This window comes from Shewanella sp. Isolate7 (assembly GCF_022398425.1).
GTDB lineage: Bacteria > Pseudomonadota > Gammaproteobacteria > Enterobacterales > Shewanellaceae > Shewanella.
This window is the reverse complement of the sequence record NZ_JAKEVJ010000003.1, coordinates 61,261-79,966: the sequence shown is the minus strand read 5'-3', so window position 1 is coordinate 79,966 and position 18,706 is coordinate 61,261. Positions and strand designations below refer to the sequence as shown.

The following is an 18,706-nucleotide window of genomic DNA, read 5'->3' as shown; positions in this document are numbered from 1 at the left end:
GTGACTGATATGTCTCTTCGGACATGGTCACAGTATTTGCGACTTACCACTTAAGGGATAGATTAGGCGATTTCACAATAGCCTGACTATTGTGAAGTTTCCTTATCAGAAAAAGATTAACCTACTGATTATTAGGATTTTATGACGTCATGAAAGATTGTGATTTTGTAAAACAAATTGCCCAGTTGTTGTCAAAATATAGACCTTACTCTCATTTTGTTGCACCAGACCGGCCTTCTTTAATTGGCGCAGATGAAAATTAAACCTGGTGTGATCCTCGACGCCCACCAGACGGCAAAGATCCATAAATTTAAGTTGCTTATGAGTCCCCAGCTGTTTCAGGGTCGAGCGCCGCAACGGATTGGCTAGGGCGGCATAGACGCTATCGGCGTCGATATTGACGGCCGACTTCAACAACTGCTTCTCGGCGATACTGCGTTTAATCCCCATCAATAGCTCACCGGCATTGAAGGGTTTGGTCATCACGCTGTCGGCGCCCTTCTTCATGGCATCGACGGCGGTATCGACCGTGGCGTAGGCGGTGACTATGATAATGGCGATGAAAGGATTCAATTGGCGTAGGTTAGAGATCGCCTCGACCCCAGTCATACCCGGCATGAGCAAATCCATCAGCGCGATGTCGAAGCTGTGCTGCTGGCAGGCCGAGATCGCCGCCTCGGCGCAATCGACCGCGACGACCTGATGGCCTTCCAACTCTAAGATATCCACCATATTGGTGCGTAAGTCGGCGTCATCTTCGGCAATTAAAATGCTGGCCATCAGACCTCCTCAAATAGAATCGACACCTGGGTTCCCTGCCCCAGCTGGCTGTGAATATCCATGCTTCCCCTATGGGCCCTGACTATCGACTCGCAGATAGCCAGCCCAAGTCCGGTGCCCTTACCTATCGCCTTGGTGGAGTAAAAAGGCTCTAACGCCCTGGCAAGACTCGCATCGTCCATCCCCTGCCCCTGATCCGTGACCGACAGCCTAATCCCACCCGCTTCGCTTGCCACATCGACGCAGATGATGCCGCCCTGTTTACTGGCATCCATGGCATTGTTGAGCAGGTTGATCAGCAGCTCTTCAAGCTTAATCTTCTGCCCCAACATCGACAGCGATTCGGGGCAATTGACCCGGATCTCGAAGTTACGTTGCTTATGTGACAGCAGCTTAATCGACGAGCGAATCACCTCAGCCAGGCACACCGGCATCGCCTCCTCCGAGTTCGGTCTGGCATAGGCCAGTAACTCCTTGCTGATCTCGGCGGCGCGGCTGATCCCGAGTCGAATACGGTTGATGTACTCTTTGTATGCGTCATCTTGTGGCGGATGCTTTCGCTCTAACAGATCCAGCGCCAGGGTCGAGGATGCCAGCGGATTGTTGATCTCATGGGCCACCCCCATGGCCAGCTGACCGATCGCCTTATACTTATCGGCCTCTATCGCACGCTTTAACTTCACCTCAGTTTGCTGCTCCCGCTCGATGTCGAAGATCTTGAGCGCCTTAAACAGGGTGATCAACACCAGGCCACTGGCTAGGGTACGCAGCACGGGAATGGTCATATGCAGATCGGTCGGCACCAGACCCGCAAGCACGCCGTAAATCCACAGGCCCACACCGGTCGCCACAAAATACTGGCCATAGTCATGCCGCGCCTGTAGCAAGCCATGGCCATAGATAGCCATGCCGGAGCCGGCCAGAAACGCGCTGCCAAACCCCAGCAACAGACGCGTACAGTGAGCCGCCTGTGAAAACATCTCATCGGAGAGATCCAAGGAGCCAGATAGACTCACCACTGAGATACTGTAGGCCAGCAGAACCAGCAGGATCGCCCCATGGCCTATGCGGGCTATGCGCCGCGACAAGATAGCGAAGAGCAGCCAGGCAAACACCATCAGGCTGGCAAAGGAGAGTGCCAATTTAAGTAGCCTAAGCCACTGAACCAGCACCTGATATTGCTGACTGATGTCGTCGGCAAAGAGGATGACGTATAACTCAGACCACTCGTGGAAGGCGTGGGTAAAGCCAAACAGGGCCAGGGCCCAGAGCGTGGGCGAGATGGAGAGCTGACTGTACTTAAAATTGCGAAAAACGACTACGCAGCCAATGGAAAAAAACACTAGGCCATAGAAGAGGTAGATGTTAAACACGATAAAAGTCAGCATAGGAAGACTTTAACACTGGCTCAACATAGGCCGCCGTGACAGTCTCGACAATATCGACGCAAATTTATCTCGGCCACAAAAAAGCCACCCTAAGGTGGCTTTCTCATGATAAAGAAAAGGTTAGCTGACCCGCACGACTTCGCCGCCTAGGCCCTTAAACTTCTCTTCGATATGCTCATAGCCTCTGTCGAGGTGGTAGATACGATCCACCGTAGTCACACCATCGGCCACCAGACCGGCAATCACCAGGCTCGCCGAGGCGCGTAAATCTGTCGCCATCACCTGAGCGCCGTTGAGCCGCTCACAACCCTTGATGATACAGGTATTGCCTTCCAGCTCCATGTTGGCGCCCATACGGATAAGCTCAGGCACATGCATGAAACGGTTCTCGAAGATGGTCTCGGTAATGGTCGCCGTACCTTCCGCCAAGACGTTTAGCACACAGAACTGCGCCTGCATATCTGTTGGGAACCCCGGGTAAGGCATGGTCTTGATATTGACCGCCTTAGGGCGTTTGCCCTGCATATCCAGTTCGATCCAATCTTCACCGGTTGTGATGCTGGCGCCGGCGTCTTCGAGCTTGGCGAGTACGGCCTCCAGGGTCTTAGGATCGGCATCGACACAACGTATCTTGCCTCGGGTTACCGCAGCGGCCACCAGGAAGCTACCCGTCTCGATGCGATCTGGCATCACGCGATATTCACAGCCACTGAGAGACTCGACACCCTGGATACGAATGGTATCACTACCTGCGCCTGTGATCTTTGCGCCCATGGCGTTGAGACAGTTGGCCAGATCGATCACCTCAGGTTCGCGGGCAGCGTTTTCGATCACGGTCTCGCCATCGGCCAGGGCCGCCGCCATCAGCAGGTTCTCTGTGGCACCGACGCTGATCATATCCATGAAGATATGGGCGCCCTTGAGGCGACCATCGACACGTGCCTTGATATAACCCTCTTTCACCTCAATCTTGGCGCCCATCTGCTCCAAGCCATGCAGGTGCAGGTTAACCGGACGAGCACCGATGGCGCAGCCACCAGGCAGGGATACGTCGGCGGTGCCGTAACGGGCCAGCAAGGGGCCCAGGATCAGGATAGAGGCGCGCATGGTCTTCACCAGTTCATAGGGCGCGCAAAACTCGTTTAGCTGAGTCGTCGAGATGGTGATCTTGCCGTCATCGCCACGGCTCACGTCGGCGCCGAGGCAACGCAACAGCTCACAGCTGGTGTTGACATCGCGCAGGTTCGGCACATTGCTGACCACAAAATCGGTCTCGGCGAGCACACCGGCCATCAGAATCGGCAGGGCGGCATTCTTGGCGCCTGAAATCACCACGTCACCGGCCAATGCACCACTGGCCTGAATTGTTAATTTATCCACTGTGAGTCTCTAACCTGGCATGTTGAAGATTTTTTCACGCTTCCACTGCGTCGGGGTAAAGGCATTGATAGTGATGGCATGTAGCGCCCCACTGGTCACATGTTCCATCAAGGGGGCATAGATCATCTGCTGCTGCTTGACGCGGCTTACACCGTCGAAACACTCGCCGACGGCGACAATCTTATAGTGTGTCCCATCCTGGCTCACGTGTACTTCATCTAGTGCCAGCGCTTGAGTAAGCAGCTGTTCAATCTCATTACATTCCATAAACGGATAACCCTTTTATTTGGCTTCTTCGGTGAAGAAGTCTTGTAAATCATATAAATCTATTAGCTTTTGCAGTTGCAATGGTGGATTGCAAAGCGCCAGTGACTTTCCCTTCGCCTGCTGCTCTGCCACCAGATGCAACAACAGGGCGACACCTGCGCTATCGCTATAGGCGACTCCAGAGAGATCCAATCGCTCACATGGCCCGCTCAGCAGTGTCTCCAGTTTAGGCCAGAGCTGTACCACGGCCGCCTGTGACAGCTGGCCGCTCACCTTGCACTGGCCAGCGTCCTGCTCAAAGGCCAGCATTATAGCTTAGTCTCCTTGCTCGCCAAGCTGATACGGTCTGCCGTGTGCGTCTCTAGCTCCTTGATCACCGCATCTATGCCATTCTGGCGGATGAGGTTAGTGATCTCGGCGCTCTTTGAGGAGAGCAGGCTGACCCCTTCTGCCACCAAGTCGAACGCCTTCCAGGTGTCGTCTTTGAGGCGGCGAACCCTGAAGATCAGCTTGATAGGCGGACGTCCCTGCTCGATGATCTGCACGTTAACATCCACCATCTTCTCATCGTCGAAACGCTTGGCCGGCGCAAATTCTACCTGCTGATCCGTATACTCGGTAAAGGCCTGAGCATAGGTGGCGATCAGATAGGCCCTAAACGCCTCGGCGAAACGCTCACGCTGATCCGGCGTACTCTGACGTAGGTAAGGCCCCATCACCTTGTAAGAGGCATACTTGTAATCGATATAAGGCATCAGCTCGTCAGAGACTATCACCTTAAGATGGTCAGGATTGGCCTGAATTGTGGCAATATCCTGATGAAATCGGGCGAAAGTCTTGTTGGCGACCGATTCCACCATGGCGTAGGGGTCTTTAGTATTGACCGAGATCTCCTCGGCGCTGACCAGATTGCTAACTAGCAACACCAAGGAAGAGAAGAGCACTTGCAACAACTGTTTCATATTCGTCCCTATTAATTTTCTTTAGACTTCATACTGTATAAGAACTGGCCGATAAGGTCTTCGAGCACTAAGGCCGAATGGGTATCGTCGATACGATCGCCATCTTTCAACATGCCGATATCGTCCATCACGAAACCTGGCGTCAGGCCCAGGAACTGCTCACCCAAGAGCCCAGAGGTCAAGATAGACAGGCTACTGGTCTCGGGGAACTGATCGTACTCTTTGTCCATCGCCAACTCGACCACGGCCACCAGTTCATCGGGATCCAGGCCAATCTTGGTCACTCGACCAACCACCACGCCACCCACTTTGACCGGCGAGCGCACCTTGAGGCCACCCACATTGGTAAACTTGGCATACAAGGTGTAGTGGCTCTGCCCAGGCTTCACCTCGACGTTGGCGACATTGAACACCAAGACCAGGAAGGCCATCAGGCCCGACAGAATAAACAAACCAACTAAAAGTTCAATTTTGCGAGTCAACATACCCAATTACCACTCAGTTCTATACATACCACGAAGGCAGGCATATAGGTTTATCCATAAACAAAAATTCATCAGCGGCCAAACATCATGGCCGTCAACAGGAAGTCCAGCGCCAACACCGCCAGGCTAGACTGCACCACTGTTTGTGTGGTCGCCCTGCTAATCCCCTCGGGATTAGGAATCACATGATAGCCACGATACAGGGCTATCCAGGTGACCACTACGGCGAACACCAAGCTCTTGATCAAACAGTTCACTATGTCCTGACGCCACTCTACCGAGGCCTGCAGTATCGACCAGAAGCTGCCGCTATCGATCCCCTTCCACTCAACCCCCACCAGATGACCGCCATAGATGCCCACGGCGGTAAACATCAGCGCCAGCAGCGGCAGGCTGATCACCCCGGCCCAGAAGCGCGGCGCGATCACCTGACGCAGAGGATCGATAGCCATCATCTCCAGGCTGGAGAGCTGTTCGGTACTCTTCATCAGGCCGATCTCTGCGGTGAGCGCCGAGCCTGCTCGTCCGGCAAACAGCAGCGCGGTCACCACGGGGCCAAGTTCACGCAGCAGACTGAGCGCCACCATGGGCCCCAGGCTGTCTTCGGTACCAAAACCCACCAAAATATTATAGCCCTGCAGCGCCAGCACCATGCCGATGAAGAGGCCTGAGACCAGGATGATCACCATGGACTGCACGCCGATCACATACAGCTGCTTGATCAGTAGCGGCGTGCTCTTACGTACCCTTGGCACCTTGGCGATGGCGCCCCACAACATGAGTCCGGCGCGTCCCAGGCCGGTGACACTGTCGATCGCACCACGACCTAAGCGGGCGATTTGATCAATCACGCTCACCTAACATCTCCTTCTGGTAATCCTGGGCGGGAAAATGAAACGGCACGGGCCCGTCGGGCTCGCCGCCGATAAACTGTTTCAATTTCGGATTGTCTGCGGCCCTTAATTCGGCTGGCGTACCATGGGCGATCACCTTCTTATCGGCCAGCACATAGACGTAGTCGGCAATCCCCAGCACCTCCTGTACGTCGTGAGACACCACCACAGAGGTGAGGCTCAGCGCGTCGCTCAGCTCGCGGATCAGCTTAACTAGGACGCCCATGGAGATAGGGTCCTGACCGGCAAATGGCTCATCGTAGAGCACCAACTCGGGTTCCAGGGCGATGGCGCGAGCCAGGGCCGCACGCCTTTGCATGCCGCCAGAGAGTTCGCTCGGCATCATCTGCGCCGCGCCGCGAAGACCGACCGCCTCGAGCTTCATCAACACGATGCGGCGAATGATCGCCTCGGGCAGCTCGGAGTGTTCCCTAAGGGCAAAGGCCACGTTGTCGAACACATTCATGTCGGTAAACAGGGCGCCGCTCTGAAACAGCATGCTCATGCGCTTACGCAGGGCAAACAGCTCGCCGCGATTGCATTGATGCACGTCTATGCCATCGACCTTGATGACCCCTTTGTCTGGGCGCAGTTGACCACCGATCAGCTTAAGCAGTGTGGTCTTGCCTATGCCGCTGGGTCCCATGATGGCGGTCACCTTCCCCCTGGGGATCGTGAGGCTGACATCGTCATAGATAACATGGGTGCCACGACTGAAGCCCAGATGACTGATCTCGACCAATGGCTTCGCTTGTTCCATCGGCGCTTGTTCCATCGGCTTAGTCTCACCCTTTGCTTGGTTGTCATGACTTAACGATTGATGACTCATAACGGGACCTAGTGCGTTCCATGGTTAGGCGGCAGGAAAAGAGGCAAATTGTACGAAATTGACGGATTGTGCACAACTGAATCGACACTATCTTTGCGCAATACTTTCAATTTTGTTCAAATCCAGCGAAAATGCGCGGCAGACTCTTAAATAAAAAGATTTTCAATGCTATTTAATATTTTCTTACTGATTGCTGGTTTGGGTGCACTGGTTTGGAGTGCCGACAAATTCGTCTTCGGCGCCGCGGCATTCGCCCGTAATCTCGGCCTGCCGCCTATGTTGATTGGCCTCACTATCGTCGCTATGGGCAGCTCGGCCCCGGAAATGTTTGTGGCAGCCACCGCCTCCCTCGAGGGCATGACAGACACGGCCATAGGTAATGTGCTGGGCTCCAACGTCGCCAACATCACGTTGATCTTAGGGATCACCGCGCTGTTAGGCGCAATCTCGGTAAGCTCACAGACACTCAAGCGGGAAATCCCTATGATGCTTGGCGCCACGGCGCTGGCAGGATACTTTCTCTATGATGGTCAGCTGACCCGCATCGAGGGGCTGGTGCTGTTGGCACTCTTCTTCGCCCTCATGGGATACCTGATCTGGCATGCGATCGCCAATAAGGAAAAAGATCCGCTCATCGATGAGGCCGAGAGCGAGGTGCCTAAAGATGTCCCCACGCCTAAGGCGATCCTCTGGCTCGTCATCGGCCTAGTGCTGCTGCCCCTGTCTGCCGACTGGATGGTGCAAGGCGCCGTGGGTATCGCCAAGGCCTTCCATATGTCAGACTTAGTCATAGGCCTGACCATCATCGCCGTCGGCACCAGCCTGCCGGAACTGGCGGCCTGTGTGGCAGGCGTGCTGAAGAAGGAAGACGATCTGGCCATAGGTAACGTGGTTGGCTCGAACCTGTTTAATATTCTAGCGGTATTGGCGCTGCCCGCCCTTATCGCCCCTGGCGCGGTCGATGCCGCCGCCAGCAGTCGCGACTTTTACATGGTGATGGCAACCAGCGTTGCCCTGGCCATACTGATTTTATTAACCGGCAAAGCCCGCCAACTTCGCCCTTGGCATGGCGGCGTGTTATTAGCGACTTTTATCGCGTACCAAATCACGCTTTTCCTATCCTAATAACGTTTAGGCCGACAAAATAGAGAGAACAAGATGGTAGATGCAGATCAATTACGTCATTGGGGACGCAAGGTTATCGATATCGAGCGCAACGCGCTGGACAACCTGTATCAATATGTCGACTCAAGTGAATTTGCCAAGGCCTGCCAGCTGATCCTCGCCTGCACCGGCAAGGTAATTGTGATGGGCATGGGCAAATCCGGCCACATAGGTAACAAGATCTCGGCCACCCTGGCCAGCACTGGCACCCCCGCCTTCTTCGTCCACCCCGGCGAGGCCAGTCACGGAGACCTGGGCGTCCTGAGCGAGAACGATATCGTGCTCGCCATCTCCAACTCGGGTGAGGCCAGCGAAATTTTAACCCTGATGCCGGTGATCAAGCGCATGGGATTGCCGGTCATCGCGGTAACGGGTAAACCCGAATCCAACATGGCCAAACACGCCATAGTCCACCTGTGTATCGAGGTACCGGAAGAGGCTTGTCCGCTGGGACTGGCACCAACTTCCAGCACCACGGCCACCCTGGTCATGGGCGATGCCCTGGCGGTGGCCCTGCTTCAGGCTCGTGGCTTTACCAAAGATGATTTCGCCCTATCCCACCCAGGCGGTAGCCTGGGCCGCAAGCTGTTGCTCAAGGTGAGCGATGTGATGCACAAGGGCGACGAGCTGCCACTGGTTAGCGAAGATATCTGCATCACAGAGGCCCTGTATGAGATCTCCAAGAAGGGGCTGGGCATGACTGCTGTGGTCAATAACCAGGGGCTGCTGGTCGGCATCTTCACCGATGGCGATCTGCGCCGGGTGATCGACGCTGAGATCAACCTGCGCAAGACCTCGATTTCAGAGGTGATGACCCATGGCTGCGTCACCGTCAGCGACGGTATCTTAGCCGCCCAGGCACTCAAGGTGATGGACGAGAAAGAGATCAACGGCCTGATCGTCACCGACGATCAACAAAGACCGATTGGCGCACTCAACATGCTGGACATGGTTAAGGCGGGGGTGATCTAACATGGCACATCAAGGTTTCTACGGTCCCATCAGCGACGAAGTCTGGCTGAAAGCGAAACAGATCAAGCTGTTGATCTGCGACGTCGACGGCGTCTTCTCCGACGGCCTGGTCTATATGAGTAACTCGGGCGATGAGCTCAAGACCTTCCATACCCGCGACGGCTATGGCGTCCGCTCTCTGCTGACCAGCGACATTCCCGTGGCCATCATCACGGGGCGCAAGTCACAGATAGTGGAAGATCGCATGACGGCACTGGGCATCACCCACATCTACCAGGGTGTCGACAACAAGCTAGAGCCCTACCAGGAGCTGCTAAGCCTCTATAAGGTCACGCCAGAGGAAGTTGCCTACATAGGTGATGACATGGTGGACCTGCCTGTGATGGAGAAGGTGGGCCTGTCTGTCTGCGTGGCCGACGGTCACCCCTATGTGCGCCAACACGCCGACATGGTCACCCATATCAAGGGCGGTCATGGCGCCCTGCGTGAACTGACGGATCTTATTCTGCTGAGTCAGGATAAGTTTGCCTCGGCCCACGGAATGAGCATATGAACAGAGTCACCCTGGCGATCATCGCCTTCTTCGGCACCGCACTGCTGCTCTATTGGCAGGTGCAGTCGAAAAAGGGCAACGAAGATCTAGCCCTCAAAAACGTCGATCGTCCCGACTATATCGTCCGGGATCTCAAGAGCGTGCAATACAATGATGAGGGTGGCATCAACAGCCGGGTATCGGCCAGCCACATGGAACACTATGCCGAGCGCAACCTGACCTACTTTACCCAGCCCATCTATCTGGTCTATCCCGACAACGGCGATGCCCAGTGGCGCCTGAGGTCCACCAAGGGCACGCTGGACAAAAATAGCGGACGGGTCACCCTGGAAAATAATGTTATCATTGATGCCATTAGCCCAGAAGAACCGATTCAGACCATAGAGACCACCTATCTGGAGCTGGATCTCAATACTATGATTATGACATCCGACAGAAGCATTCGGGTCACAGGGCAAGATTTCCTCATTACCGGGGAAGGCTTATATGCCGATCTCAACGCACAAAATATACGACTGACGAGTCAGGTAGAAGGAACATATGAAACTAAATAGCCTTATTCTTGCTGGCCTGCTGTCCCTGGTCAGTATTGGCGCCCACGCCGAGGTAAACGACCTGCTGCAAGAGGTTAAGATCTCTGCCGCCAGCCAGGAAGCCGACATCAAGAACAACCAGATCATCTTCCACGGTCCGGTAGAAGTCACACAAGGCTCAATCAAGATTTTGGCCAGTAAGCTGCGCGCCTTCAGCAAAGAGAAGAATAGCGGCAAGATCCTCATCGCCACCGGCAACCCAGCCACCTACTCTCAGGTGATGGAAGATGGCCGCCCAGCATCTGCCAGTGCCAAGGAGATACGCTACGAGCTTTCCAGCCGCACCCTGACACTGATCGGCGACGCCACCCTGGAACAGGAAGGCAGCCAGGTCACAGGTTCGCAGATCCGCTACAACATAGAGCAGCAACAGCTGATCGCCGAGAGCAGCGGCAAAGACAGAGTGATCACCATCATTCAGCCTGAGAACTATCAGGAGCAGATCCAGCCAGAACAGAAACCCGAACAGCCCAAACAGGAAAAGCAATGACACACCTAACCTTGAAGGCGGAGAACCTCGCCAAGAGCTATAAGAGTCGTGCCGTTGTCCAAGACGTGAGCCTCACGGTCAAGACCGGGCAGATCGTCGGCCTGCTGGGGCCAAACGGCGCCGGCAAGACCACCACCTTCTACATGGTCGTCGGATTGGTGCAGAGCGACAAGGGCCGCATCTTTATCGACGATGACGACCTGACGCTGGATCCCATGCACCTGCGCGCCCGCAAGGGCATAGGTTATCTGCCTCAGGAAGCCAGCATCTTTCGTAAGCTCTCGGTACGCGACAACATCATGGCCGTACTGCAGACCCGCAGCGATCTGAACAACGACGGCCGCGAAGAGGAACTGGAACACCTGCTGGAAGAGTTCCATATCACCCACATCCGTGACAGCCACGGCATGGCACTCTCAGGTGGTGAACGTCGCCGGGTAGAGATCGCCAGGGCGCTGGCCGCCAACCCTAAGTTTATTCTTCTCGACGAGCCTTTCGCCGGGGTCGATCCCATCTCGGTCATCGACATCAAGAAGATCATCGAGCAGCTTAAGAATCGTGGCCTGGGGGTGTTGATCACCGACCATAATGTGCGCGAAACACTAGATGTCTGTGAGAAAGCCTATATCGTCAGCCATGGTAATCTGATCGCCGAAGGCACACCCGCCGAAATCTTAGACAACCAGCAAGTACGAGCAGTGTACTTAGGTGAACAATTCAAGCTATAGTTAATCTTATAACGGGGCCACACAGAAAAACCTATCTTAGATTGTGGCCTTAGCGACTATTCGATATATTTGTCCGGCACATATAGCCAGAGCTTTCTCATTTTATAATTAGAAACAAGGGAATAGCAGTACGATGAAAGCGTCACTTCAGCTCAAAATGGGTCAGCATCTCACCATGACGCCCCAGCTACAACAGGCCATTCGTCTGTTGCAGTTGTCGTCATTAGAGTTGCAGCAGGAGATCCAGCAGGCATTAGAATCTAACCCGCTACTGGAGTTGGACGAAGAGCAGGAGAGCGCCAATGTCGAGCTGCAAGATGATACCGTCAGCGACAACTTCGATAACAAGTACGACGACAAGATAGAGCTGGATTCGAGCCAGGATAATTCAGGTGTCGAGACCTCTGACGCCCTGACCCAGGACTCCATGCCAGACGAGCTGCCGGTCGATACCACCTGGGACGAGGTCTATACCGCCTCGCCCAACTCCAGCTCGGGCGCCATGCGTGACGACGACATGCCTTTTCAGGGTGAAACCAGCGAAGGCCTGTATGAACACCTTGAGTGGCAGAAGAACCTGACCCCCTTTTCCGATAACGATCTGGCCATCGCCACCGCCATCATAGATGCCATCGACGAGCGTGGTTACCTGACCCAGACCTGTGAAGATATTCTCGAAGCCATGGGCGATCCTGAGATCGAACTCGACGAGGTCGAGGCTGTACTCAAGCGGGTACAACACTTCGATCCCATCGGCGTGGCGGCGAGGGATCTCAGCGAATGCCTGACGATTCAGCTCGCCCAATACAGCGACGACACGCCGCACATCGCCAACGCCCGCATGCTGATCAAGGAACATCTGGATCTCATCGCCGGCCGCGACTTCCGTCTGTTGATGCGCAAGACCAAGCTCAAAGAAGATGACCTAAGGGATGCCATCGCCCTGATCCAGACACTCAATCCCCGTCCCGGTCTCGCCATCACCGCCAGCCGCGACGAGTATGTGATCCCGGATGTGACCGTCACCAAGAAGAAGGGGCGCTGGGTGGTCGAGCTTAATCCCGACAGCATGCCCAAGATCAACGTCAATCAGCAGTATGCCGCCATGGCGCGCAGCACCAAGAGCCAGGCGGATGGCCAGTTTATTCGTGGCCACCTGCAGGAAGCCAAATGGTTCCTTAAGAGCCTGGAGAGCCGCAACGAGACCCTGCTCAAGGTGACCAACTGTATCGTCGACTTCCAACAAGGCTTCTTCGAATTTGGTGAAGAGGCGATGAAGCCCATGGTACTGAACGACATTGCCGAGGCGGTGGAGATGCACGAGTCCACCATCTCACGTGTGACCACACAAAAATATATGCATACCCCGAGAGGGATCTTCGAACTCAAATACTTCTTCTCCAGTCACGTCGGTACCGACGATGGCGGAGAGTGCTCTTCAACAGCAATACGCGCCTTCATCAAGAAGCTGGTTGCTGCGGAAAACCAGAAAAAGCCATTGAGCGACAGCAAGATGGCTCAACTCTTGGCCGAACAGGGTATCAAGGTAGCTAGACGCACCATTGCCAAGTATCGCGAAGCGATGCTGATACCGCCGTCGAATCAGCGCAAGAGCTTATAAAACAAACCTGGAAACTGGAGGACTATCTTTATGCAAATAAACCTGACTGGGCACCATATCGAGATCACCCAATCTCTACGAAGCTACATCGAAGAGAAATTCACAAAGCTTGAACGTCATTTCGATCAGATCAATAATGTGCACGTTGTATTAAATGTCGAAAAGTTGCAACAGAAGGTTGAGGCAAAGTTACATCTCCGCGGCGGAGAAGTGTTCGCAACATCCGAACATGCGGACATGTATGCCGCGATAGACTCCCTGATTGACAAACTCGATCGTCAGGTCATTAAACACAAAGAGAAGCTTACTAAACATTAACGATGGAACTGAGTACCATCCTGCGGCCGGAGTGCACCACCTGCGCCACTCCGGGCAGTAAGAAAAAGGTACTGGAGCTTATCAGCGACTTAGCCGCTGTCCAGTACCCTACCCTCTCCTCTCAAGAAATTTTTGAAAGCCTTCTGGCTCGAGAGAAAATGGGCAGCACAGGTATAGGCAATGGTATCGCGATTCCTCACGGGCGGCTGACCAACATAGATCAACCCGTGGCCGTACTGGTGAAATGTGCTGAACCAATCGCATTCGATGCCATTGACAATCAGCCCGTCGATATCCTTTTTGCATTATTAGTGCCCGCAGATCAATGCGAGCAACATCTTAGCACCCTGGCCGCCATGGCCGAGAAGCTCAATGATAAGGCGATCATTAAGCAGCTAAGAAAGACCCAAGATGAATCCGAACTCTATCAGGTGATCACCCAATGAAATTGGTTTTGGTATCAGGACGCTCAGGATCGGGAAAATCCGTCGCGCTTAGGGTCTTAGAAGATCTAGGCTATTACTGTGTCGATAATCTGCCACTGCAGATGATGGAGTCCCTGCTGGAGCAGCTCAAGGGACGCAACGATCTCGTGGCCATCAGTGTCGACGTGCGCAATATGCCGAGCGAAGAGATCCAGCTGGAAAAGCAGCTGGCCAAGCTTCCCAAAGATACCGAAATCTTAAGTTTCTTCCTGAACTCCAGCGACAGCGTGCTGCTCAAGCGCTATAGCGAGACCCGCAGACTACACCCGCTGTCACGCTCTAAGGTCTCCCTCAAGGAGGCGATACAGCTCGAAGGTAAGTTACTGGATCCCATCGCTAAACTGGTGGATCACTACATAGATACCTCCAACCTCAACATCTATGAGCTAAGCGACAAGGTTCGCGAGATCCTGCTTGGCACTGTGGATAAAGAGTTGGTGATCAACTTCGAATCTTTCGGCTTTAAATATGGCATGCCAAGCGAAGCCGACTTCATGTTCGACGTACGCTTCCTGCCCAACCCCCACTGGGAGCCGGAGCTGAGGCCCTTAACCGGCCTGGACGAGCCTGTGCAGCAATTTCTCAGTCAGCAGCCACTGGTCAACAAGTTCATCTGGCAGATCGAAAACCTGCTGGAGACCTGGTTGCCTCACCTCGAGCGCAACAACCGCAGCTACCTCACCATCGCCATCGGCTGCACCGGCGGTCAGCACAGGTCTGTCTATGTGACCGACCAGCTCGCCAAGCTGTTTAACAAGGGGCAGCATAAGGTACAGGCTCGCCACAGAGAGCTAAAGCATGACTAAGTTGGCTCGCCAGCTGACCATCTGTAACAAACTGGGGCTACACGCCAGGGCGGCGACCAAGCTGGCGGTACTCGCCGCCAAGTTCGACGCCGAGGTCACCCTAATTCAGGGCGATAAACAGGCCTCCGCCGCCAGCGTACTCGGCCTCCTGATGCTCGAGACCGGCATGGGCAAAACCATCACCATCACCAGCGAAGGCAAAGATGCCCAGGCGGCCCTAGATGCCATCAGCGCCCTTATTGACGCCAAATTCGATGAGGCCGTATAATCGGCTCGCTTTCCGGTACCAGCTTAATTTCGTCCTATACTTATCATAGACTTACAAGCCTACCGCCCATGCCGTTCAATCAACTGCCAAAGGAGGAGCTATGCCGATCGAAGTGTTAGATAGTGAGACCACAGATCAACGCCTTAATCAGCTGACTCAAGCCTTAGGCAGTGGCATGTTTGTCCATGTGCGCAGCATGCTGCACGACATGGCCGCCTCCGATATCGCATTCATCCTGGAATCTTCGCCGCCGCGCACCCGTCAGGTGCTCTGGCAGCTGATCGACCAGCAGCACACGGGGGAGATCCTCGACGAGCTGGGTGAAGAGCTCAAAGATACCCTGATCACCCAGATGAGTCCCGAGCGGGTCGCCAAGGCGGCCGAAGGCATGGATACCGACGATCTGGCCTACATACTGCGTAGCCTGCCCGACAGCGTCTTCAATCAGGTGTTGCAGTCGATGACGGCGCAAGACAGGGCCAGGGTGGAGCAGGCGCTCTCCTATCCGGAAGATACCGCCGGCAGTATCATGAACACAGATACCGTGACAGTGCGGCCCGATGTCACCATAGATGTGATTCTGCGTTACCTGAGGATCCGCGGCGAGCTGCCCGATGCCACAGATACCCTGTATGTGGTGGACAAGCGCGACAGCCTGCTGGGCGGCGTACGCATTACCGACCTGCTCACCTGCGATCCTAATGCCTCGGTGCGAGAGATCATGAACGACGATCTCGAGGGGATCCCCGTGGCCATGGACGACGGCGAAGTCGCCCAGTTGTTCGAACGCCATGACTGGGTCTCGGCGCCCGTGGTGGAAGAGGAAACCAATCGTCTGCTGGGCCGTATCACCATCGACGATATCGTCGACGTGATCCGTGAGGACGCCGAACACTCCATGATGGGGATGGCGGGTATGGATGACGATACCGATACCTTCGGCCCTGTGGTCAAGAGCACCCTGAGGCGCTCCCTCTGGCTGACCATCAACCTGTTTGCCGCGCTGCTGGCCGCCTCGGTCAGCAACATGTTCGAGAACACCCTGGAGCAGTTTGCCACCATCGCCATCTTGATGACCATAGTACCCAGCATGGGCGGCGTGGCGGGCAACCAGACCCTGGCCCTGGTGATACGCGGTATCGCCCTGGGACAGATAGGTCAGAGTAACTCCCGCTGGCTGATCGGCAAGGAGCTGGCTATCGGCTTTCTCAACGGCCTGCTCTGGTCCTTGCTGGTGTTTGCGGCCATCTGGCTATGGAAGGGCGATATCGCCCTGGGCGGACTGATCGGCGGCGCCATGCTGATCAACATGACGGTGGCCGGTCTGGCTGGCGCCTGCATTCCCCTGCTGCTGAAGAAGTTTAATATTGATCCCGCGCTGGCCGGCGGCATGGTGCTCACCACAGTCACAGATGTGATTGGCCTGTTCGCCTTCCTCGGCCTCGCCACCCTGTTCCTGCTGAATTGATTCTCGAGTGCATCCCAAAGCCCAATCGGATGCGCTTGAATTTCAATGTTAACGACATCTTTTTCACGCTAGGATAGGTAGAGTCACCGGCGAGAGAAAAGCCATGCAAAATACTCAAATACTCATCATAGAAGATAATGCCGATGTCGCCGGCGTCCTGGGAGACTACCTGGAAGCCCAGGGGGCTCAGGTGGATTACGCCAGCAACGGCGAACTCGGCCTGCGCCTCGCGACCGAGGGACACTTCGACGCCATAGTACTGGATCTCATGCTGCCCAAGATGGACGGCTATGCCGTGGCCAAGGCCCTGAGAGAGCAAGGCTCCAGCGTCCCAATCCTGATGCTGACGGCGCTGGACGACAAACAGGATCTGCTGCAAGGCTTTCACAGCGGCGCCGACGATTACCTGACCAAGCCCTTCGATCTCGATGAACTGCATGTGCGCCTGCTGGCATTAATCAAACGCCAGCTGGGACGGGTCGCTCAAGGCTGCCAGCAGTGTGGGCCGCTCACCCTCAACATCGCCGAGCATACCGCCTACCGCGATGGCAAGAAACTGCAGCTGACTCCCAGTGGTTACCAGATCCTGCACCTGCTGATCTCCCGCGCCCCCAATGTGGTGAAGCGGGAGGAGATAGTGCAGCATCTGTGGGGGGAAGAGCCTCCCAACAGCGATATCCTGCGCAGCCACATGTACCAGCTGAGAAACCAGGTGGATAAACCCTTCGACACCCCCATCATACTGACAGTGCCTAAGATAGGCTTTCGGTTAGACGTGAATCAATAGAGGCCCAACAGGTGCGAAAAACCGCCAAGAGTATGACTCGTAAACTCAGTTTCTACTTCGGGAGCATCGCCCTCCTGGTGGCCGCGATCCTCTATATCTTGAGTATCATCATCCTCTACTGGGTCGAAGATGAACTCAACCGCCGCACCCTGGAGCAGATCGCCCCCAGTGCTCAGACGGCGTTCGAACAGGGCGCCATGTCGCCGCTGGTCTTAAGCACCACGATCGTTGCCTACAATGATCCGGACACCCTACCCAAGGAATATCAAACCATTGCCGATCTCCCCATCGGCTTTCTCGATGAGCTACACGACACCTTCAAGGAAGATATCTTCATCTATCGCAGCCAATATGACGACACCAAGGCAACCCATCCCCTGATTCTGGTGATGGATGCCGAGAAGGTAGAGCTGAGCCGTGACGAATGGAACAACATCAGCCTGGTTATCTTGGCGGTCACCCTGATGTTGTTTGCCCTGTTCGGCTTTGCCATCACCATGCTCACCCGTAGGCTTATCGCTCCTATCCGGGCCATCAGCGAGCAGCTCGAGGGCTCGGAGGGCAACCAGAGCTTTCAAGTCTCCAAGGACGCCACCCTGGAGTTTCATGCCCTCACCGCCAGCCTCAATCACTATCAGCAGCAGATCGCCCAGCTGATCCGCCGCGAACGGGCCTTCTCTCGCTATGCCAGTCATGAACTCAGGACGCCGCTGACCATTATTCAGGGCGCCAGCCGTCTGCTCGAGCAGGAAGGCAATCCGGAGTTTCAACAGCGACAACGCGGGCGCATCGCCAAGGCCGCCAGCAATATGCAGCAGATCATCGATGCACTGCTGAGCCTGGTAAAACAGGAAAAAGGACTGAGCTCGCCCGAGCTCAGACCCCTACAGGAGAAGGAACTCAAGCAGATCCTGGCCGAGGTCGCCCCCCTGGCAAGCCAGAAACAGATCCAGCTAACGCTACAACTCGATGCCAGTCCGCAGATAGCCCCCAGCGAGCCTGTGCTACGCATGTTGCTGGTCAACTTGCTTAATAACGCCATCAACGCCAGCGATAGCGGCCACATCAGCATCAGCGTCGATGAAAAAGGGATCTCGGTACAAGATCAGGGCCATGGCATGAGCAGTAGCGACACCCGCCCCCAGGGCCATGGCCTGGGGCTGGAGATCGTCGAGGCCCTGTGTCAGCGTTATCAATGGCGTTTTAGCCTCAACAATAGCGATACCGGTTGCATCGCCAGGTTGCACTTCCCTGCAGCAATTGATGCACGCTAATGGTGCAAAATAATGGTGCAACATAGGCGCTAAGCCAGGTTCTAGCACGCCCCAACCCCGAGTTTCTGTCTGTCATCTAATTGGCATAAGTTTCGCTTATCCTAGGGCCTGTTTATCTTTCGCGTTCATTTTTGCAGCATTCTGTATCGATTTTATACAAGGCAGAGCGATTGTAATGTAGTGTGCTACATCAAT

The 18,706-nt window shown here is 55.0% G+C and carries 23 protein-coding genes; 14 read left to right on the top strand and 9 right to left on the bottom strand.

From position 1 onward, the window contains the following. Window positions 1–147: 147 nt before the first annotated feature. The 9 genes from L1D47_RS01460 to L1D47_RS01420 form a co-directional block, all read right to left on the bottom strand. Window positions 148–780, bottom strand: coding sequence for a response regulator (locus tag L1D47_RS01460; protein ID WP_239882273.1), 633 nt, complete (start codon window positions 778–780; stop codon window positions 148–150). Beyond that, window positions 780–2,168 carry a HAMP domain-containing sensor histidine kinase gene (locus tag L1D47_RS01455; protein WP_239882272.1) on the bottom strand — a complete coding sequence of 463 codons (1,389 nt, stop codon included), beginning with the start codon at window positions 2,166–2,168 and terminating at the stop codon, window positions 780–782. Before L1D47_RS01455 ends, L1D47_RS01460 begins: the two co-directional genes overlap by 1 nt. 120 nt (window positions 2,169–2,288) lie before the next feature. Continuing rightward, on the bottom strand, window positions 2,289–3,548 hold the full coding sequence (murA, locus tag L1D47_RS01450; RefSeq protein ID WP_239882271.1) for a UDP-N-acetylglucosamine 1-carboxyvinyltransferase: 1,260 nt from the start codon (window positions 3,546–3,548) through the stop codon (window positions 2,289–2,291). A gap of 9 nt (window positions 3,549–3,557) precedes the next feature. Beyond that, the gene (locus L1D47_RS01445) at window positions 3,558–3,815 is read right to left on the bottom strand and encodes a BolA family protein (protein ID WP_041509949.1); all 258 of its coding nucleotides are present in this window, start codon (window positions 3,813–3,815) and stop codon (window positions 3,558–3,560) included. Window positions 3,816–3,830: 15 nt separating this feature from the next. Further along, window positions 3,831–4,124, bottom strand: a complete 294-nt coding sequence (locus L1D47_RS01440; protein ID WP_239849501.1) for an STAS domain-containing protein — start codon at window positions 4,122–4,124, stop codon at window positions 3,831–3,833. Continuing rightward, window positions 4,124–4,777 (bottom strand): ABC transporter substrate-binding protein, encoded by a 654-nt coding sequence (locus tag L1D47_RS01435; protein ID WP_041509947.1) that lies wholly within the window; start codon window positions 4,775–4,777, stop codon window positions 4,124–4,126. Before L1D47_RS01435 ends, L1D47_RS01440 begins: the two co-directional genes overlap by 1 nt. A gap of 11 nt (window positions 4,778–4,788) precedes the next feature. Further along, complete coding sequence (gene mlaD, locus L1D47_RS01430) at window positions 4,789–5,262, bottom strand: outer membrane lipid asymmetry maintenance protein MlaD (RefSeq protein WP_041509946.1); 474 nt, start codon at window positions 5,260–5,262, stop codon at window positions 4,789–4,791. A gap of 71 nt (window positions 5,263–5,333) precedes the next feature. Beyond that, window positions 5,334–6,119, bottom strand: a complete 786-nt coding sequence (gene mlaE, locus L1D47_RS01425) for a lipid asymmetry maintenance ABC transporter permease subunit MlaE (RefSeq protein ID WP_239882270.1) — start codon at window positions 6,117–6,119, stop codon at window positions 5,334–5,336. Next, a complete protein-coding gene (locus tag L1D47_RS01420) occupies window positions 6,106–6,930 on the bottom strand; it encodes an ATP-binding cassette domain-containing protein (protein ID WP_239882287.1) in 825 nt (274 codons plus the stop codon). Before L1D47_RS01420 ends, mlaE begins: the two co-directional genes overlap by 14 nt. Window positions 6,931–7,149: 219 nt before the next feature. On the opposite strand from L1D47_RS01420, the gene L1D47_RS01415 reads away from it, so the two are divergent. The 14 genes from L1D47_RS01415 (at window position 7,150) to L1D47_RS01350 (ending at window position 18,511) form a co-directional block, all read left to right on the top strand. Next, a complete protein-coding gene (locus L1D47_RS01415) occupies window positions 7,150–8,109 on the top strand; it encodes a calcium/sodium antiporter (protein WP_239882269.1) in 960 nt (319 codons plus the stop codon). Between the two features lie 33 nt (window positions 8,110–8,142). Beyond that, window positions 8,143–9,120, top strand: coding sequence for a KpsF/GutQ family sugar-phosphate isomerase (locus tag L1D47_RS01410; protein WP_041509943.1), 978 nt, complete (start codon window positions 8,143–8,145; stop codon window positions 9,118–9,120). Window position 9,121: 1 nt separating this feature from the next. Further along, window positions 9,122–9,673, top strand: coding sequence for a 3-deoxy-manno-octulosonate-8-phosphatase KdsC (gene kdsC, locus L1D47_RS01405; RefSeq protein ID WP_041509942.1), 552 nt, complete (start codon window positions 9,122–9,124; stop codon window positions 9,671–9,673). Beyond that, a complete protein-coding gene (lptC, locus tag L1D47_RS01400) occupies window positions 9,670–10,227 on the top strand; it encodes an LPS export ABC transporter periplasmic protein LptC (RefSeq protein WP_239849499.1) in 558 nt (185 codons plus the stop codon). The genes kdsC and lptC overlap by 4 nt, the downstream gene beginning before the upstream one ends. After that, complete coding sequence (lptA, locus tag L1D47_RS01395; protein WP_239882268.1) at window positions 10,214–10,756, top strand: lipopolysaccharide transport periplasmic protein LptA; 543 nt, start codon at window positions 10,214–10,216, stop codon at window positions 10,754–10,756. Before lptC ends, lptA begins: the two co-directional genes overlap by 14 nt. Then, window positions 10,753–11,484, top strand: coding sequence for an LPS export ABC transporter ATP-binding protein (gene lptB / locus L1D47_RS01390; protein ID WP_041509939.1), 732 nt, complete (start codon window positions 10,753–10,755; stop codon window positions 11,482–11,484). The genes lptA and lptB overlap by 4 nt, the downstream gene beginning before the upstream one ends. Window positions 11,485–11,617: 133 nt before the next feature. Continuing rightward, the gene (locus tag L1D47_RS01385) at window positions 11,618–13,105 is read left to right on the top strand and encodes an RNA polymerase factor sigma-54 (protein WP_239882267.1); all 1,488 of its coding nucleotides are present in this window, start codon (window positions 11,618–11,620) and stop codon (window positions 13,103–13,105) included. Between the two features lie 30 nt (window positions 13,106–13,135). Next, a complete protein-coding gene (gene hpf, locus L1D47_RS01380; RefSeq protein WP_011867108.1) occupies window positions 13,136–13,423 on the top strand; it encodes a ribosome hibernation promoting factor in 288 nt (95 codons plus the stop codon). 2 nt (window positions 13,424–13,425) lie between these two features. Beyond that, the gene (gene ptsN, locus L1D47_RS01375; protein ID WP_041509937.1) at window positions 13,426–13,869 is read left to right on the top strand and encodes a PTS IIA-like nitrogen regulatory protein PtsN; all 444 of its coding nucleotides are present in this window, start codon (window positions 13,426–13,428) and stop codon (window positions 13,867–13,869) included. Beyond that, the gene (rapZ, locus tag L1D47_RS01370) at window positions 13,866–14,714 is read left to right on the top strand and encodes an RNase adapter RapZ (protein WP_041509936.1); all 849 of its coding nucleotides are present in this window, start codon (window positions 13,866–13,868) and stop codon (window positions 14,712–14,714) included. The genes ptsN and rapZ overlap by 4 nt, the downstream gene beginning before the upstream one ends. Beyond that, window positions 14,707–14,982 (top strand): HPr family phosphocarrier protein, encoded by a 276-nt coding sequence (locus L1D47_RS01365; RefSeq protein WP_041509935.1) that lies wholly within the window; start codon window positions 14,707–14,709, stop codon window positions 14,980–14,982. The genes rapZ and L1D47_RS01365 overlap by 8 nt, the downstream gene beginning before the upstream one ends. A 100-nt stretch (window positions 14,983–15,082) precedes the next feature. Continuing rightward, window positions 15,083–16,450 carry a magnesium transporter gene (gene mgtE, locus L1D47_RS01360; protein WP_239882266.1) on the top strand — a complete coding sequence of 456 codons (1,368 nt, stop codon included), beginning with the start codon at window positions 15,083–15,085 and terminating at the stop codon, window positions 16,448–16,450. A gap of 103 nt (window positions 16,451–16,553) precedes the next feature. Then, on the top strand, window positions 16,554–17,237 hold the full coding sequence (locus L1D47_RS01355) for a response regulator transcription factor (RefSeq protein WP_041509933.1): 684 nt from the start codon (window positions 16,554–16,556) through the stop codon (window positions 17,235–17,237). A 32-nt stretch (window positions 17,238–17,269) separates the two neighbouring features. Then, window positions 17,270–18,511 carry a HAMP domain-containing sensor histidine kinase gene (locus tag L1D47_RS01350; protein WP_239882265.1) on the top strand — a complete coding sequence of 414 codons (1,242 nt, stop codon included), beginning with the start codon at window positions 17,270–17,272 and terminating at the stop codon, window positions 18,509–18,511. The last annotated feature ends 195 nt before the right edge of the window (window positions 18,512–18,706 follow it).

What these genes read in the sequence shown, in the direction of transcription:
- L1D47_RS01440 (WP_239849501.1), bottom strand. Translation starts at nt 4,124, where the DNA reads ATGCTGGCCTTTGAGCAGGACGCTGGCCAGTGCAAGGTGAGCGGCCAG.
- mgtE (WP_239882266.1), top strand. Translation starts at nt 15,083, where the DNA reads ATGCCGATCGAAGTGTTAGATAGTGAGACCACAGATCAACGCCTTAAT.
- lptB (WP_041509939.1), top strand. Translation starts at nt 10,753, where the DNA reads ATGACACACCTAACCTTGAAGGCGGAGAACCTCGCCAAGAGCTATAAG.
- lptA (WP_239882268.1), top strand. Translation starts at nt 10,214, where the DNA reads ATGAAACTAAATAGCCTTATTCTTGCTGGCCTGCTGTCCCTGGTCAGT.
- L1D47_RS01355 (WP_041509933.1), top strand. Translation starts at nt 16,554, where the DNA reads ATGCAAAATACTCAAATACTCATCATAGAAGATAATGCCGATGTCGCC.
- ptsN (WP_041509937.1), top strand. Translation starts at nt 13,426, where the DNA reads ATGGAACTGAGTACCATCCTGCGGCCGGAGTGCACCACCTGCGCCACT.
- L1D47_RS01460 (WP_239882273.1), bottom strand. Translation starts at nt 780, where the DNA reads ATGGCCAGCATTTTAATTGCCGAAGATGACGCCGACTTACGCACCAAT.
- L1D47_RS01435 (WP_041509947.1), bottom strand. Translation starts at nt 4,777, where the DNA reads ATGAAACAGTTGTTGCAAGTGCTCTTCTCTTCCTTGGTGTTGCTAGTT.
- hpf (WP_011867108.1), top strand. Translation starts at nt 13,136, where the DNA reads ATGCAAATAAACCTGACTGGGCACCATATCGAGATCACCCAATCTCTA.
- L1D47_RS01365 (WP_041509935.1), top strand. Translation starts at nt 14,707, where the DNA reads ATGACTAAGTTGGCTCGCCAGCTGACCATCTGTAACAAACTGGGGCTA.
- L1D47_RS01350 (WP_239882265.1), top strand. Translation starts at nt 17,270, where the DNA reads ATGACTCGTAAACTCAGTTTCTACTTCGGGAGCATCGCCCTCCTGGTG.
- L1D47_RS01455 (WP_239882272.1), bottom strand. Translation starts at nt 2,168, where the DNA reads ATGCTGACTTTTATCGTGTTTAACATCTACCTCTTCTATGGCCTAGTG.
- lptC (WP_239849499.1), top strand. Translation starts at nt 9,670, where the DNA reads ATGAACAGAGTCACCCTGGCGATCATCGCCTTCTTCGGCACCGCACTG.
- L1D47_RS01385 (WP_239882267.1), top strand. Translation starts at nt 11,618, where the DNA reads ATGAAAGCGTCACTTCAGCTCAAAATGGGTCAGCATCTCACCATGACG.
- L1D47_RS01445 (WP_041509949.1), bottom strand. Translation starts at nt 3,815, where the DNA reads ATGGAATGTAATGAGATTGAACAGCTGCTTACTCAAGCGCTGGCACTA.
- rapZ (WP_041509936.1), top strand. Translation starts at nt 13,866, where the DNA reads ATGAAATTGGTTTTGGTATCAGGACGCTCAGGATCGGGAAAATCCGTC.
- L1D47_RS01410 (WP_041509943.1), top strand. Translation starts at nt 8,143, where the DNA reads ATGGTAGATGCAGATCAATTACGTCATTGGGGACGCAAGGTTATCGAT.
- kdsC (WP_041509942.1), top strand. Translation starts at nt 9,122, where the DNA reads ATGGCACATCAAGGTTTCTACGGTCCCATCAGCGACGAAGTCTGGCTG.
- mlaD (WP_041509946.1), bottom strand. Translation starts at nt 5,262, where the DNA reads ATGTTGACTCGCAAAATTGAACTTTTAGTTGGTTTGTTTATTCTGTCG.
- L1D47_RS01415 (WP_239882269.1), top strand. Translation starts at nt 7,150, where the DNA reads ATGCTATTTAATATTTTCTTACTGATTGCTGGTTTGGGTGCACTGGTT.
- L1D47_RS01420 (WP_239882287.1), bottom strand. Translation starts at nt 6,930, where the DNA reads ATGGAACAAGCGCCGATGGAACAAGCGAAGCCATTGGTCGAGATCAGT.